The following is a 15,647-nucleotide window of genomic DNA, read 5'->3' on the forward strand; positions in this document are numbered from 1 at the left end:
TCGGCATACGGGCGTCTGTCGCCAGGCTGTAAGAATCAGGCGGTATCACGCAACTCACGACGCAGGATTTTCCCCACCGGCGTCATGGGCAAGGAATCACGCAATACAATCTGCTTGGGCACCTTGTAGCCGGTGAAATTGTCCTTGCAGTAGGCCTTGAGCTCTTCAACCGTCACCCCGCCTGCGCGCGGCACCACAAACAGCTTGACCGCTTCCCCCGTGCGTTCGTCGGGCACACCGATAACCGCGCAATTGGCCACCTGGGGATGGGCCATGACGATGTCTTCGATTTCATTGGGGTACACATTGAAACCGGAGACGATGATCAGGTCTTTTTTACGGTCGACGATGCGGACAAAGCCGTCCGGGTCGATCACTGCGATATCACCGGTCTTGAACCAGCCCTCGGCGTCCAGCACCTCGGCCGTGGCCTCAGGGTTTTGCCAGTAGCCCTTCATCACTTGCGGGCCTTTGACACACAACTCGCCCCGCTCGCCCAGGCCCAGGTCAACGCCTTCATCGCTGATGACCTTCATGGCGGTGCCCGGCACCGGCATGCCCACCGTGCCCAGCCGTGCCAGCTGGCCGCAAGGGTTGGCGCTGGCCACCGGCGAGGTTTCCGTCAGGCCGTAACCTTCGACGATGCGGCAACCGGTAAGTTTTTCCCAACGCTCGGCAGTGGCCTTGACCAGCGCCGTACCGCCCGAGTTGGTGATCTTGAGCCCGGAGAAGTCCACAGTCTTGAAGTCCGGGTGATCCATCAGCGCGACAAACAGGGTGTTGAGCCCCAAAAAGCAGGTGAACTTCCAGCTTTTCAGCTCCTTGATAAAGCCCTTGATGTCACGCGGGTTGGTGATCAGGACGTTATGGTTGCCCGTGACCATCATGCCCATGCAATTGGCCGTGAAGGCATAGATATGGTAGAGCGGCAACGGCCCGATCATGATCTCGCGCCCGTCCTTGAGCATCGGTTGGCCATCCGCGCCGTGCTGGGACAGGCACGCGCGCAGTTGCAGCATATTGGCGATCAGGTTGCCGTGGGTCAGCATCGCGCCCTTGGGCAGGCCGGTGGTGCCGCCGGTGTATTGCAGCACTGCAGTGTCATCCAGCCCGACCACCAGCGGGCGGATCACCTGCCCGGCGCCGCGGCGCAACACGCTCTTGAAGGAAACGGCCTGGGGCAGCGAGTAGGCCGGCACCAGCTTTTTCACCTTGTCGACCACCAGGTTGGTGATCCAGCCTTTGGCGGCCGGCATCATGTCGCCCATTCTGGCTTCGATCAGGTAGTCGATTTCAGTGTCTTGCAGCACTTCCTGCACACGCTTGCCGAACATGTTCAGGTACACCAGGGCACGAATGCCGGCGCTCTTGAACTGATGACGCATCTCGCGCGAGGTGTAGAGCGGGTTGGTGTTGACCACAATCAGCCCGGCACGCATGGCGCCAAACACGGCAATCGGGTATTGCAGCGTATTGGGCATTTGTACGGCGATCCGGTCACCCGGCTTAAGATCGGTGTATTCCTGCAGATAACCGGCAAACGCGGCACTGTGGCGCTCAAGCTCGGCATAGGTGATGGTCACACCCAGGTTGCTGAAGGCCGGGCGATCCGCAAACTTCTTGCAGGAGCGTTCAAATACGTCAACGACCGAGCTGAAGGCCGTCATGTCGATATCCAGCGGTACACCGGCAGGACGTTTGTCATTCCAGAAATCAGGTTGCATTGTTTTTATCCTCGTACCTGAGTGTGCCTGGCCGCGTCTTTCACTCACTTGAAAACAGCAATGAAAAGCGGAATATGCGGACGTTAACAGTTATCAAGTAGTAGGCAAATACAGCGATCTTCGCCATTTACATCTTGAATCTTATTGCTACGCGATGGCCTGTTAAGTGGCTGCTGCGCAAATGCGCTATACACTGCTACGACAACAAATAAAGGAATTGCCATGACCGCCGAGACTTTTTGGCTGGAAACGAATGACCGCAGCGGTCTGTTCGTTAACCAGTGGCTGCCCGCAGGCACGCCCAAGGCCATTGTTCTATTGGCTCATGGCATGGCCGAGCACAGTGGCCGCTATGCCTGCCTGGGCCAGACACTGGGTGATGCCGGTTTTGCCCTGTATGCCCATGACCAGCGCGGCCACGGCAAGACGGCCGAGCATGGCACCCTCGGCTACTTTGCCGACAACGACGGCTGGTGCACGGTGGTCAGCGACGTGGCCAGCCTGAGCCGGCATATCAGCCAGAGCCATCCCGGCGTACCGATTTTCCTGCTCGGGCACAGCATGGGCAGCTATATCGCGCAGGCGTACTTGATGCATCACAGCGCCAGCCTGCAAGGGGCGATTCTCAGCGCCTCCAACTTCCAGCCGGTGGCGCTGTATCGTGCCGCCAGCCTGATTGCCCGTTTCGAGCGTTGGCGCCAGGGGCCAAAGGGGCGCAGTGCGCTGATCGAGTGGCTGTCGTTCGGTTCGTTCAACAAGGCCTTCAAGCCCAATCGCACAGCGTATGACTGGCTCAGCCGGGACCCGGCCCAGGTCGATGCCTACGCCAGCGACCCGCTGTGCGGCTTTCGCTGCACCAACCAACTGTGGATCGATCTGCTTGGCGGGTTGCAGCAAATCAGCAAAGCGTCCAATCTCGCTCAGATCGATCCGGGCCTGCCTTTACTGATAATGGGTGGCGAATGTGATCCGGTGAGTGAAGGCAAGCGTCTCACTGATCTGGCCAACGCTTTGCGAAGTGCCGGCAATCGTCAGTTGCAACTTAATGTGTACCCGCAGGCGCGGCACGAACTCTTCAACGAAACCAATCGCGACGAAGTCATGGCTGATGTCATTGCCTGGCTCAATCAGGCCTTGAGCCGCACACGGCCTGCACGCAGCGAATGAGCAAAACAGACTTTCAATTAAAAAACTTTTAAAATCATAGACTTAAAACCAAACACTCGTCACAGGACATGCGCTAGATGACTCAGGTTACCAACACCCCGTACGAAGCCCTCGAAGTCGGCCAGACTGCCAGCTACAGCAAAACCGTCGGAGAGCGTGACATTCAGCTTTTTGCGGCCATGTCCGGCGACCACAACCCGGTGCACCTTGACCCTGAGTTCGCTGCTGCGACCATGTTCAAAGAACGCATTGCCCACGGCATGTTCAGCGGTGCGTTGATCAGTGCCGCCGTAGCCTGCGAGCTGCCTGGCCCGGGCACCATCTATGTCGGCCAGCAGATGAGCTTTCAAAAGCCGGTAAAAATCGGTGACACCCTTACCGTACGCCTGGAAATCCTGGAAAAAATGCCCAAGTTCCGCGTGCGCATTGCTACTCGCGTCTTCAACCAGCGTGATGAAATCGTCGTCGATGGCGAAGCCGAAATCATCGCCCCGCGCAAGCAGCAGACCGTGACCCTGCCGGTATTGCCAGCGATCAGCATTGGCTAAACATGAATGTGGGAGCGGGCCTGCTCGCGATTGCTCCAACTCGGTCAATATGATTCACCGAGTTGTTTGCATCGCGAGCAAGCCCGCCCCCACATCTGTGGATCTACAGCGTCAAGCTAATCATGCACGGGCACGAGCCTGGTTACGCAGTGCCTTGACCTGATCGTGGTTACGTTGCACGCCGTGATACTGACGCTCGACCAGATCACGAATACCCACAAGGTTGTGCTTGCTGATTTTTTCCAGCGCTTCTTTGTAAGCTTTTAGCGCATGGTCTTCGCCGCGCTCGGCTTCGTTGAGCACCGCTTCTTCGTCCTTGCCGGTAAACACCGATTTGACGTCCACCCAACGGCGGTGCAAGTCACCTGCCACGCTGGTGCTGGTTTCCGGGTCGCCTCCCAGGGCACGCACCTGAGCCTGCAGTTCGGCAGCAGCGGTTGCACATTCAGCTGAACGCTTGGCAAACAGCGCCTTGAGCTCCGGGTGCTTGATATCTTCGGCACAGGATTTAAATCCTTCCTGACCGTCTTTGCTGGTTTCGATCAAATCGTTCAGGACGCTAATGGCTTCTTTATTGAGATCAGTCATTGTTCAATTCCTTACAAGGTTGAGGATCGTGCAATAGAGATTGCAGGGCTCGTGCCAGTTTTAGAATCAAATAAAATCCTTACAAATCAATAAGTTAATAAATGACGAAAAATCTGTATCCGGTTTTTATGCATGATCTGTCAATTGGCCTTCATGCAAATTGCCTGTATTTTTCATCCCATGCCTGTACGCACTTGAAGGCCACTGCATGAACCCCGAAAAACTCGAACTGCTGGTCACCCGTGAAATGCCCTTTGGCAAATACAAAGGCCGAATCATTGCCGACCTGCCTGGCCAGTACCTCAACTGGTTTGCCCGCGAGGGGTTCCCCCACGGAGAGCTGGGTGGCTTGCTGGCCCTGATGCAAGAGATCGATCACAACGGCCTGTCGGACCTGCTCGACCCGTTGCGCGCCAAACACTCAAAACCCAAACCTCGCCATTAATAGAGTTGCCCATGCCAAGGATTGAAGACAACGCCCGCGACGAACACTTCTGGCACGCCATCGCCCAGCGCTACGACGTTGCGGCGGGGCCAATCAATCTGGAAAACGGCTACTTCGGGCGTATGACTCGCGAAGTGGCACAGGACTACCAGCGCAATATCGACTTTATTAACCGCCACAACTCGGTACCGGTGCGCCAGCACTTCGATACCTCCCAGGGTCTTGAAATTCGCGATTCGCTGGCCGGGCTGCTCGCAGTGGACCCTGCCGGCCTGGCCCTGACCTTTTGCGCCTCAGATGGCCTGCAATCATTGATCCGCAACTACAACGGCCTGCAAGCGGGCGATCAGTTGCTGATCAGCGATCTGGAATACCACAGCGTCGAGTACGCCATGCGCGGGGTGGCACGCCAACGCGGCCTTGAAATAATCGAAATTTCCCACACCCACCCCGCCACGTTTGAAAGCCTGGTGGCCAGCTATCGCCAGGCGTTTGAACGCAACCCGCGGATCAAGCTGATGGCGCTCACTCACGTTACCCATCGCACCGGCCTGGTCATGCCCGTGGAGGCGATTGTTGCGGCGGCAAAAGAGCATGGGGTGGACGTGATTCTCGACGGTGCCCATGCCCTGGGGCAGATCGAACTGGACCTGCCGGCACTGGGCGTGGCCTTTGCCGGTTTCAACCTGCACAAATGGATTGGCGCACCACTGACCCTGGGCCTGATGTATATCGACCCGCAGCGCCTGGGTGACATCGACCCCGATATGGGCAACGAGCGCTACCCCGAGCCGGATGTGCGCAACCGCGCCGTGTATGGCACGGTCAACATCCCGGCCTGGCTGACCCTGACCAAGGTGCTGCAGGAACACCATGAGATGGGTGGCGCCAGAGGCAAGGGTGCCCGGCTCAACTACCTGCGTAACCTGTGGGTCAGCGAGGCGCGCAAGATCGAGGGCATTGAAGTGCTGGTCAGTGATGATCCGCGGCTGTACTGCGCGATCACCTCACTGCGCTTTACCCATGTGCAGGATCAGCAGCCGATGGCTGAGCGCCTGCTCAAGGATTACAACCTGTTCACCGTGGCGCGCAATGGCTCGGCGTGCGGCAGTTGCATACGCATTACCGTGGGGTTTGCCACTACAGTGGAAGACATCAACCAACTGGTACGGGCACTGCGCGAGCTTTCGCACGCTCATGCATAAACCTTGTGGGTCAGGCCAGTATCAGGCTTTGATGGCACCACAACACCTGTGGGAGCTAGCTTGCCTGCGACACAGACGGTAGGGTCTGGCAGGCAAAATGCGATGATGCCATCGCGAGCAAGCCCGCTCCCACAGTTGGAGTGTAGTGTTCAGGCAAAAAAAAGGTGCGCCGACCAAGCGCACCAAAAACCGTAGAACACACAACAAGTTCGTCGCTAAAACATCAATCCAGCAAGGCCAGCGCCTCAGCGGTGCACTCCTGGATGCGGGCCCAGTCGCCGTTCTTGATCCACTCGCTGTCCAGCATCCAGCTGCCGCCTACACACATCACGTTTTTCAACGCCATGTAGTTGCGGATATTGGCCGGGCCAACACCGCCGGTCGGGCAGAATTTCACTTCGCCGAAAGGTCCGCCCAGCGCCTTGATAGCCGCCACGCCACCACTGACCTCCGCCGGGAACAGTTTGAAACGACGATAACCCAGCCCATAGCCTTCCATGATCCCGGAAGCATTGCTGATGCCCGGCAGCAGCGGGATATCGCTGGCAACACTGGCCTCAAGCAAGTCACGGGTAATGCCCGGCGTAACAATAAATTGCGAACCGGCTTCTTCGGCGGCCGCCAGCATGTGGCGGTCCAGCACGGTGCCGGCACCAGTGACCAGTTCAGGTCGCTGATCACGCAACACACGGATCGCCTCAAGGCCGAACTCGGAACGCAAGGTGACTTCCAGCGCCGTCAGACCACCGGCTGCCAGCGCATCGGCCAGCGGCAGGATGTCCTGCTTACGGGCAATGGTAATCACCGGCAGAATGCGTGCCTGGGCACACAGTTGGTCGATCAGGGCGACTTTATCCGCCATCGATACGTTCGCAGTTTTTATTGTCATGGCAGCTGATCCTTGGCTCATGGGCACCAGTAAATCTCTAACGTAGGTTGCAGAAAGGCACGAATCGGCAAGGCGGCAACATCAGTGCCCCCCAGCGCTTCGTTGAGGGTGTTCAATTTGGATTGCCCCTGGATCGACAGCACCTTGTGTTTCGCACTGGCCAGCAGGCTGCGGCTCATGCTCAGGCGCTGGTGCGGCACAGTGGGCGCCAGCATCGCCCAGCAACGGCGCGGGTTGTCCAGTTGCAAGGCTTCGCTCAGGTTCGGGCTGTTGGGGAACAGCGACGCGGTATGCCCGTCATCGCCCATGCCCAGGATCAGCACATCAATTGGCGGCAACTCGGCCAGCCCCTGATCCGCCTCCAGCGCCGCCCTTTCAACCGTGGCGGCAGCGTTATACAAACCGACAAAGCGCGCTTTGGCAGCCGGACCTTGCAGCAGATGCTTCTTCAGCAGGCCGGCATTGCTGTCGGCATGTTCAACCGGCACCCAGCGCTCATCCGCCAGGCTGACAACCACTTTCGACCAGTCGAGCGGCTGCTTGACCAGGCTTTCGAAAAACGCCACCGGGCTGCGACCGCCGGACACCACCAGCGTGGCAACGCCCTGCTCGGCGATGGCCTGGTTCAATTGCCCGGCAACGCTGCTTGCCAGCCCCTCGGCCATCGATGCCGGGTTCTTGAAGGTGTGCGCATGCACACCTTCAGGCAGTTTCAAATCAGATATCGCCATACCAAGACCTCCCATCCCGCGTAATCAGAGCAATAGAACTCATCGGTCCCCAGGAGCCCGCCGCGTACGGTTTGGGCGCATCGCCAGACTTTTTCCAGCCGGCGATCAACTGGTCGCACCATGTCCATGCCGCTTCAATTTCATCTTTGCGTACAAACAGGTTCTGGTTGCCGCGCATGACTTCAAGCAACAAACGCTCGTAGGCATCCGGAATCCGTGTGCTGCGATAAGTGTCGGAAAAATTCAATTGCAACGGGCCACTGCGCAGTTGCATACCTTTGTCCAGGCCTTGGTCCTTGGTCATCACCCGCAGCGAAATACCTTCGTCCGGTTGCAGGCGAATGATCAGCTTGTTGCCGATCTGCAGGCGCTGCTCCGGGGCAAAGATGTAGTGCGACGGTTCCTTGAAGTGGATGACAATTTGCGACAGCTTTTGCGGCATGCGCTTGCCGGTGCGCAGGTAGAACGGCACACCCGCCCAGCGCCAGTTGCGGATATCGGCGCGCAGCGCAACAAAGGTCTCGGTGTCGCTCTGGGTGTTGGAGTTTTCTTCCTCCAGGTAGCCCGGCACCGACTGGCCTTCGCTGTAACCGGCAATGTACTGGCCGCGCACCACCTGGGTGGTCAGGCCTTCGGCACTGATCGGGGCCAGGGCCTTGAGCACTTTGACCTTCTCGTCGCGAATGCTGTCAGCCGACAGGTCCGCCGGCGGGTCCATCGCAATCAGGCACAGCAGCTGCAACAGGTGGTTCTGAATCATGTCACGCAGTTGGCCGGCCTTGTCGAAGTAGCCCCAGCGGCCCTCGATGCCGACTTTCTCGGCCACGGTGATTTCAACGTGGGAGATGTAGCGCTGGTTCCACTGGGTCTCGAACAGGCTGTTGGCAAAACGCAGCGCAATCAGGTTTTGTACGGTTTCCTTGCCCAGGTAGTGGTCGATCCGGTAGGTGCGGTTCTCGGGGAAGAACTGCGCCACGGAATCGTTGACCTTGCGCGAGGACTCCAGGTCCGAGCCGATGGGTTTTTCCAGCACCACGCGGGTGTTTTCAGCCAGACCGACGGCGGACAGGTTCTCGCAAATGGCGCCGTACACTGCCGCCGGTGTGGCGAAATAAGCGATCAGGCGCTGCTCGGTGCCGGCCAGTTCGGCCAGCGCGAGGTAATCTTCAGTCTTGAAAAAATCCACATGCAGATAGCTCAAGCGAGCCAGGAAGCGGTTCAGCGCCTCGACTTCGATGTCCTTTTCGCCCAGATACTGGCGCAGCTGGCTGTCAATATGTGCCAGGTGCGTGGAGGCGTCGCCCGGCTCGCGAGCCAGTGCGAGAATGCGCGTATCGGCATGCAGCAGGCCGGCACGGTCCAGTTGGTACAAGGCAGGAAACAGCTTGCGCAAGGCCAGATCGCCAAGGGCGCCGAACAAGGCAAAGGTGCACGGTTCAACCGTAATCGAAGGCATGATGTTGGTTCTTTTATCAAGTTAAGCTACAAATACCTTTTTTCAAGGTATCACTCAAGGAAAAATGTAGTAATAAACACAACATTTTCTGAAAATACAGATTCCTGCTAGTGGTCGTCCCGGGCCACCAGTAGGATAGGCCACCTCTCAGAACCGCTTTAGCCCGGTTCTTGCATCGCTGACCCAAGGATCATAAATGGACCGCGTGCGAAATTTACTCGAACAGATCAAGGGCCGCCTCGAAGACCTGAACAAGGCCGAGCGCAAAGTGGCCGAAATCATTTTGCAGAACCCGCAACAGGCCACCCGGTTCAGCATCGCTGCGCTGGCGCAAGCGGCATCGGTCAGCGAGCCGACGGTCAACCGTTTCTGCCGTTCATTCGGTGTCAGCGGCTACCCCGAATTAAAGCTACAACTGGCACAAAGCCTGGCCAGCGGCGCAGCTTACGTGAGCCGTGCCGTCGAGGCTGACGATAATCCGGCCGCCTACACACAAAAAATCTTCGGCAGCGCCATCGCCTCCCTGGACAGTGCCTGCCAGGCACTGGACCCCAACCTTATCAGCCGCGCTGTCGACTTGCTGATCCAGGCCCGGCAGATCCACTTTTTTGGCCTGGGTGCATCCGCTCCGGTGGCGCTGGATGCACAACACAAGTTCTTCCGCTTCAACCTGGCCGTCACCGCCCATGCCGACGTGCTGATGCAGCGCATGATCGCCTCGGTGGCGCATACCGGTGAGTTGTTCGTGATTATTTCCTACACCGGTCGCACCCGTGAACTGGTGGAAGTGGCGCGCATTGCCCGCGCCAACGGTGCCTCGGTGCTGGGCCTGACTGCGGAAAATTCGCCACTGGCCAAGGCCAGCACCCTGAGCCTGAATATCCCGTTGCCTGAAGACACCGACATTTATATGCCCATGACTTCGCGCATCATCCAGCTGACCGTACTGGATGTACTGGCCACCGGCATGACCCTGCGTCGTGGCGTTGACTTCCAGCCGCACCTGCGCAAAATCAAGGAAAGCCTCAACGCCAGCCGCTACCCGGTAGGCGACGAGTTCAACTGAAAGACCTGCACGGGCAACGCCCGTGCAGCGGCATCATGCCCCCTGCCTCTGTTTGTCGAGCCCTCCGACAAAAGGCAATCTCCTGCTTTCGGGCACCTCCCTCCCCGCCCCCTGTCTTGCAAGGGGATCGACGCTTATTGTCATTTAAACACGTAGGACATAAAGCACTTAACTGTCAGATGTGACAGGTTACAAGTGCGTGAAACAGCCATAACTTAAACATCTCGGGACCTTTTTTGAAAAGGGGTTAAGCGAGATGTTGATGCCCGCAAGCTTTGCGCAAAATCCTCTTTGCCGTACCTGCCCGAGCGAACAAAAGCAGTGGCCAGGGCAGTGGATTTTCATGCGCGATATCAAGCTCCATCAACCACTCACCTCCCCCGACCACTCCTGCGTCCCTTCCCGTTCAGTCCCGCGCGTCAGGTGATTAATCCCCGGCAGGAGTTCATGATCATGGCTCAAGAACCGCTAAGCATCTCTGCCCCCACACTGCCAAAAGGCGGAGGGGCGATCCAAAGCATCGGCAAAGGCTGGGCTGCCGTGGGTTTCACGGGTGCGGCCTCCACATCGATCCCTTTGCCCATAACCTCCGGGCGTGGTTACGCCCCCTCCCTGGCACTCAACTACAGCAGTGCCGGCGGGCGCTCCGAGTTCGGCCAGGGGTGGTCAATCAACCGCCCCTCGATCAGCCGGCAAACCAGTCAGGGAACACCGCAGTTCGAGCCCGACTCCAACGGTAAAACAAGCGAACCGGTCTATCTCTCACTCTCCGGCGATGTGCTGCTGCCCGAGCGTACGGCTGATGGCCAGGTCAGCCAGCGCATCGTCTCCAGCTTCCGCGACCGGCCACTGTCCGAAAGCTATCGGGTGAGTGCTTACCGGCCTCGGGTTGAAGGCGACTTCAGCACCTTCGAGCACTATGTCGGCAGCACCGATTCGTTCTGGCTGATCCAGTTCGCCGATGGAAGCGTCCATATATATGGCCACAGCGAAGCGGCCCGCCTGCAGCACAGGGGTGAAACCTCGACCTGGATTGCCGAGTGGTACCTCGAAGAATCGGTCGCGGTCAATGGCGAGCATGTGCTGTACGAATACGTCGCTGAAAACGACGTCTCGCTAAGTACCCTGACCGGCCCCGCCGCTGTTGCCTGGCAAGGCCGGGACACGGGCACCCACCGCTATCTGCGCCGTATCCGTTACGGCAACCTGACCGGCGACCGCGCGCCCTATGTGCTGCAAAAAGCCGGCACCCCCGTCTGGCTGTTCGACCTGATCTTCGATTATGGCGAAGCCGACTCACGTCTCGACATCCGCCCCCACTACCCGCAGACCACAGGCGAGCAGTGGCCGCTGCGAGCCGATCCGATCAGCAGCTACCGCTACGGTTTCGAGGAGCGCACCCTGCGCCTGTGCCATCAAGTGCTGATGTTTCACTGGTGCGCCAGTGGCCGTGACGACACCGGGCCGGTACTGATCGAAGGCGAACCGACCCTGGTACAGCGCCTGCAACTGGAGTACAGCCAGCAACCCGCCGCCTCCATGCTGACCGCAGCCCATGTGATCGGCTATGCCGGGCAAGAGGTGCAATTCAACCCGCCGCTGGAGTTTGACTACAGCTCATTCCAGCTCACCGCGCAATCCGTCAGATTCTCGCCATTCTTTGCCGAACAACCCGCCAGGCAAGACCCTGGGGTGGATGACGGCCGCTATCAACTGGTGGATTTGTACGGTGACGGCCTGGCCGGGATCCTCTACCGCCAGGAGAGCGCCTGGTACTACCGCCGCCCCATCCGCAACCCGATGCCCGGGCCGGGCAAAAACGCGGTGGGCTACGCGCCACGGGAACTGCTCAAGCACATACCGGTCGCCAACCAGAACAGCCCCGTGCTGCAAGTGCTCACGGACATCAATGGCGACGGCAAGCTCGACTGGCTGGTGGCCCAACCCGGCATTGCGGGTTTTTTCACTCTGGACAGTAACCAGCAGTGGAGTCATTTCGCCCCCTACGCAGCCTTCCCTACCGAGTTTCTCCATCCGCAATCACAACTGGCCGACCTGATGGGAAGCGGCTTGTCTGATGTGGCGATGATCGGCACACGCAGTGTGCGCTTGTACGCCAACTTGAAAGACCGGGGCTTCGACCGGCCCGTCGAAGTCAAACGCCAGGCTCATGAGACCTCCTTGCCCGTAACAAGTGACGACCGTTACGCACTGGTGGCGTTCAGTGACCTGCTGGGCTCGGGCCAACAGCATTTGATCCGCATCACCGAACAGGGAGTGACCTGCTTTCCAAACCTGGGCCGCGGCCGCTTTGGCGAGCCCGTCAACTTTGGCAAGCTGGCCTTCAGCGGCGAATTCGACCCTGCCCGGGTTCGCCTCGCCGACCTGGATGGCTCCGGCGCCGCCGATATCCTCTATTGGCACAGCGACTCGGTACAAGTGTTCATGAATCTCAGTGGCCATGGGTTCGCCGCCCCCGTCACCATCGCCCTGCCGCAGGGGCTGAGGTACGACTCGCTGACCAGCCTGAGCCTGGCCGACCTGCAAGGGCTGGGCTGCTCAAGCCTGGTGCTGACCAGCAATACCCGCCTGCCCGGCCTGGTGCCCGATCACTGGCGCTGCGATTTTGTCAGCGACAGCAAGCCGTATCTGCTACGTGCCACGGACAACAACATGGGCGCGTCGGGCGGTGTGGTGTATCGCTCCTCGGCCCAGGAATGGCTGGACGAAAAAGCCCTGATGCCAGACCCGTCCCTGGCGGTGTCGCAAATGCCGTTCCCCATGCACCTGGTCAGCGAACAACATCAGATCGATCAAATCACCGGCAATCACCTGGCGCAGTTCTTTGAATACCGGCACGGCTATTACGATCCGATTGACCGGGAATTTCGCGGCTTCGGCCTGTTGCTGCAAAGGGACACCGAGTCTGCGGCTGGCGCCGATGACCCGAATGCCCAAGGGTTCACCGCCCCCATACTGAGCAAGACCTGGTTTCACACCGGCAAAACCCTGGACATGCCGGCGCAGGGCGCCTGGGCGGGGGATCAGGGCCTGGCGCCGCTGGGCGCCACGCTGTGTACACAACGGATTGCGGGCAACGAACAGCTCTGTACCCACTGGGATACCCCGACCCTGCGCGATGCCGCCCGTACCTTGAGCGGTTCGGTGTTGCGCACCGAGGTCCTGGGTGTCGACGGCGATCCGGTGCCGTATAGCGTCACGGACAGTCGCTATGGCGTGCGTCTGCTGCAAGCGCGCTCTGACACGCACAGCTACAGCATCATGCTGCCCCTGGTCATCGAACAACGCAGCCTGACCTACGAGCGTCAGGCCGATGATCCGCTCTGTTCCCATCAACTCAATCTGGCCTTGGATGAGTACGGCACAGTAACCCACGCGGCCTCCGTCGCCTGCGCGCGCCGTGCCGATGCACAGCCACCCTACCCCGACGATCCGGAGCACGCCCATCTGCGGCGCTGGTGGCACGATGCAGTGGATGATGCCCAGTATCAGGTTTACCTCAGCGAGTCCTATCAGCAGGCCCTGCATATCAAACAGCCCGACTACCTGCGCCTGGGCCTGCCCTATCGCAGCCAGGCCACGGCCTATGTGCTGGACGCGGCCGACCCTTCGGTCCAGGTCATCAGTTACGAAGCCTTTCTCGGCCCGCAATCGCCTCTGGGCAAAGACCCGGCCAATGGCCAGCGCATGCTCGCAGGCCAGGACCGCGTGCAATACCAGGGTTGCGCAGACGGCACGGTGAACTTCGATGCGCTGCCCGAATATACCGAGCAGGCCGAACTCGATGCCACCGCCCTGAACGCCTACGTGGTCAAGGATGACCAGGGCGTGGAAAAAAACCTGCTGGGCAACACCCCGCAGGAGGTAAAAGCCAAGCTCGAATCGGCCGGTTATGTGGATACAGGCCTGTGGCTGCCGACCAGCAATACGGTCGACACGTCCACCAGCCTGTGGTCGGCCCGCACCGGGTATGCAACCTTCGCCGGGCTTGAGCACTTCTACCGGTTGCTCGAGCTGAAACCCGTGGTATGGGCCAAACCCTCCCGTATCAGCTATGACCGCTTTTGCCTGATGCCGGAGGTTTTCACGGCTCCTGACGAAGGCGTCACCCGAGCGGCCTATGACTACAGCTCGTTACAGGTGCAATGGATTCGCGACCCCAACCAGAATGTCAGCGAAGCCCGCTACGACGCTATGGGCCGGGCGATCCGGACGACGTTCTGGGGCACCGAATGGGACGATGCCAACCAGACCGTAAAAGACGTCGGTTTTGACGAACTGGCCAGCCACCCCACTACCGAGGTGAGCGCCGAGCAGGCCCTGGCCGACAGCAGCGTCATCGGCAACATGGCCACGGCCATGTTCTACGACAGCAATAGCTGGATGGGCCTGGCACCCGCCAGCTTGCTGCCCAATGGTGTGGAACTGGGCGTACTGCTGCCCACCGGACACTTGCGGGCCAGCGCCCGCGCACGCCTGGCCAAGGGTGAATACAGCGACAGCCAGATACCGGCCCAAACGGTCCAGGCCTTGCTGGCCTTGCCTCGCGAACCGGCCTGGTCAGCGTTGTTGCAGGCTGACCGCTACCCGAACGACGACCAACGCCAGATCCGTATGTTGGTCAGCGCTTCGGATGGTTTTGGCCGCAGCCTGCAAAGCAAGCAGCGAGTCGAAGCGGGCCTGGCCTACGCAGTCGATGCCAACGGCAACCTGATCACCGAAGGTGGCGAACCGAAACAGGTGCAGGCCGACCGGCGCTGGCGCGTTAGCGAACGGGTGGAATACAACAATAAAGGGTTGGCGATCCGCGTCTACCGGCCTTACTTCGCCAACCATCATCGTTATATCAACGATGAGTCCTTCCGACTGTTCGGCTACAGCGACCAGCAGTTCTACGACCCTGCGGGTCGCCCCACCAAGACCATCACCGCCAGTGGCTACTGGCGACGCCAGACTTACCTGACCTGGTACACCATATCCGAGGATGAAAACGATCTGTATCAGGAAATGCTGGACAGCCTAAGAGCGGCAACGGTCGTGCAGGCACAGGGCGACCGGCTTGAGCCGATGCAAGCCCTGGCGGGTGCCACTGTGCGGGTTGAATACCCGGGCATGCTACCGACCGACCGAATCACCCTGAACTGGACAGGCGCGGCAGGAGCTGGCACCCCGGCCCTCGCGGAAAAACCGGGCAACCTGAGCGGGCAGGTGTTGTTTGACATACCGGCGAACGCAGTGGGGGCCAACCTTGGCAGCACCGTTGAAGTGAGCTACAGGGTGAACCGTGCTGGTGGGCTTCTCCAATCAGAGGTACTGAACCTGAACATCGCCACGCTTCCCATGGCGCAGATCAGCAATAAAATCTCTGTGGAAAAGGAAACTGGCGGGAAACTGGATATTGCGCGGGCCCCCAACGGGGTCAATGTCGATATCCTCACCTGGCCTTTTATCGCTATCGGCCAGAAAGTCTGGCTGGGCCTGGAAGGTCAGAAAGCCGATGGTTCACCGCACATATTGACGTTATGGACTGCCGCTTTAGTGAACGGTACCGAGGTCAATCAAGGTTACTTGCGCAAAGTCGCCGGCGCCGCCTATCTGCAGCAACTGGCTGACGGCTGCACCCTCGAGGTGACGTTCAAGGTGGCCTTCACGGGCAGCGATGCCACGCAGGCGCTGGCCTTCCCGGTCAAAACCCTGGGGATCCTGAACAGTGCCAACCCTCCGCTTTAACGGTGAATGTCGTTAAGGCATGCCGCAAAAAGGGTCAGCGAAGATGAGTTATCAATTGCACCAAAAAACACCCGTGC

General features: G+C 59.4%; 11 protein-coding genes. 6 read left to right on the plus strand and 5 right to left on the minus strand.

Going from position 1 to position 15,647, the window contains the following annotated elements; genetic code table 11:
• Positions 1-35: 35 nt before the first annotated feature.
• Positions 36-1,724 carry a long-chain-fatty-acid--CoA ligase FadD2 gene (gene fadD2 / locus BFC21_RS11895; RefSeq protein ID WP_088377958.1) on the minus strand — a complete coding sequence of 563 codons (1,689 nt, stop codon included), beginning with the start codon at positions 1,722-1,724 and terminating at the stop codon, positions 36-38.
• A 222-nt stretch (positions 1,725-1,946) separates the two neighbouring features.
• Here fadD2 and BFC21_RS11900 point away from each other — a divergent pair, with 222 nt between their 5' ends.
• A complete protein-coding gene (locus BFC21_RS11900; protein ID WP_095004587.1) occupies positions 1,947-2,891 on the plus strand; it encodes an alpha/beta hydrolase in 945 nt (314 codons plus the stop codon).
• 77 nt (positions 2,892-2,968) lie between these two features.
• Positions 2,969-3,439 (plus strand): MaoC family dehydratase, encoded by a 471-nt coding sequence (locus BFC21_RS11905; RefSeq protein ID WP_016782088.1) that lies wholly within the window; start codon positions 2,969-2,971, stop codon positions 3,437-3,439.
• A 120-nt stretch (positions 3,440-3,559) separates the two neighbouring features.
• Here BFC21_RS11905 and BFC21_RS11910 read toward each other — a convergent pair whose 3' ends face one another.
• Positions 3,560-4,027: a PA2169 family four-helix-bundle protein gene (locus BFC21_RS11910; protein WP_083369599.1), complete on the minus strand. Its 468-nt coding sequence runs from the start codon at positions 4,025-4,027 to the stop codon at positions 3,560-3,562.
• A gap of 208 nt (positions 4,028-4,235) precedes the next feature.
• Between BFC21_RS11910 and BFC21_RS11915 the strand changes: the two genes are divergently transcribed.
• Entirely contained in the window at positions 4,236-4,472 is a 237-nt protein-coding gene (locus BFC21_RS11915; RefSeq protein WP_016782086.1) for a DUF3820 family protein, read from the plus strand.
• A gap of 11 nt (positions 4,473-4,483) precedes the next feature.
• Positions 4,484-5,677, plus strand: coding sequence for an aminotransferase class V-fold PLP-dependent enzyme (locus tag BFC21_RS11920; RefSeq protein WP_120266163.1), 1,194 nt, complete (start codon positions 4,484-4,486; stop codon positions 5,675-5,677).
• Positions 5,678-5,900: 223 nt separating this feature from the next.
• On the opposite strand, the gene BFC21_RS11925 is transcribed toward BFC21_RS11920, so the two are convergent.
• Genes BFC21_RS11925 through zwf form a run of 3 tightly spaced genes read right to left on the minus strand, consistent with a single transcriptional unit; the run spans position 5,901 to position 8,753 of the window.
• Positions 5,901-6,587: a bifunctional 4-hydroxy-2-oxoglutarate aldolase/2-dehydro-3-deoxy-phosphogluconate aldolase gene (locus BFC21_RS11925; protein ID WP_169845150.1), complete on the minus strand. Its 687-nt coding sequence runs from the start codon at positions 6,585-6,587 to the stop codon at positions 5,901-5,903.
• The gene (pgl, locus tag BFC21_RS11930) at positions 6,584-7,297 is read right to left on the minus strand and encodes a 6-phosphogluconolactonase (RefSeq protein ID WP_095004589.1); all 714 of its coding nucleotides are present in this window, start codon (positions 7,295-7,297) and stop codon (positions 6,584-6,586) included. The genes BFC21_RS11925 and pgl overlap by 4 nt, the downstream gene beginning before the upstream one ends.
• Positions 7,284-8,753 (minus strand): glucose-6-phosphate dehydrogenase, encoded by a 1,470-nt coding sequence (gene zwf, locus BFC21_RS11935; protein ID WP_088377962.1) that lies wholly within the window; start codon positions 8,751-8,753, stop codon positions 7,284-7,286. Before zwf ends, pgl begins: the two co-directional genes overlap by 14 nt.
• Positions 8,754-8,958: 205 nt before the next feature.
• Between zwf and BFC21_RS11940 the strand changes: the two genes are divergently transcribed.
• Both BFC21_RS11940 and BFC21_RS11945 read left to right on the plus strand, forming a co-directional pair.
• A complete protein-coding gene (locus tag BFC21_RS11940) occupies positions 8,959-9,819 on the plus strand; it encodes a MurR/RpiR family transcriptional regulator (protein WP_169845242.1) in 861 nt (286 codons plus the stop codon).
• Positions 9,820-10,272: 453 nt separating this feature from the next.
• Entirely contained in the window at positions 10,273-15,570 is a 5,298-nt protein-coding gene (locus BFC21_RS11945; protein ID WP_120266717.1) for a SpvB/TcaC N-terminal domain-containing protein, read from the plus strand.
• Positions 15,571-15,647 lie beyond the last annotated feature (77 nt).

This window comes from Pseudomonas sp. TMW 2.1634 (assembly GCF_001703595.1).
In the GTDB taxonomy this organism is placed as follows: domain Bacteria; phylum Pseudomonadota; class Gammaproteobacteria; order Pseudomonadales; family Pseudomonadaceae; genus Aquipseudomonas; species Aquipseudomonas fragi.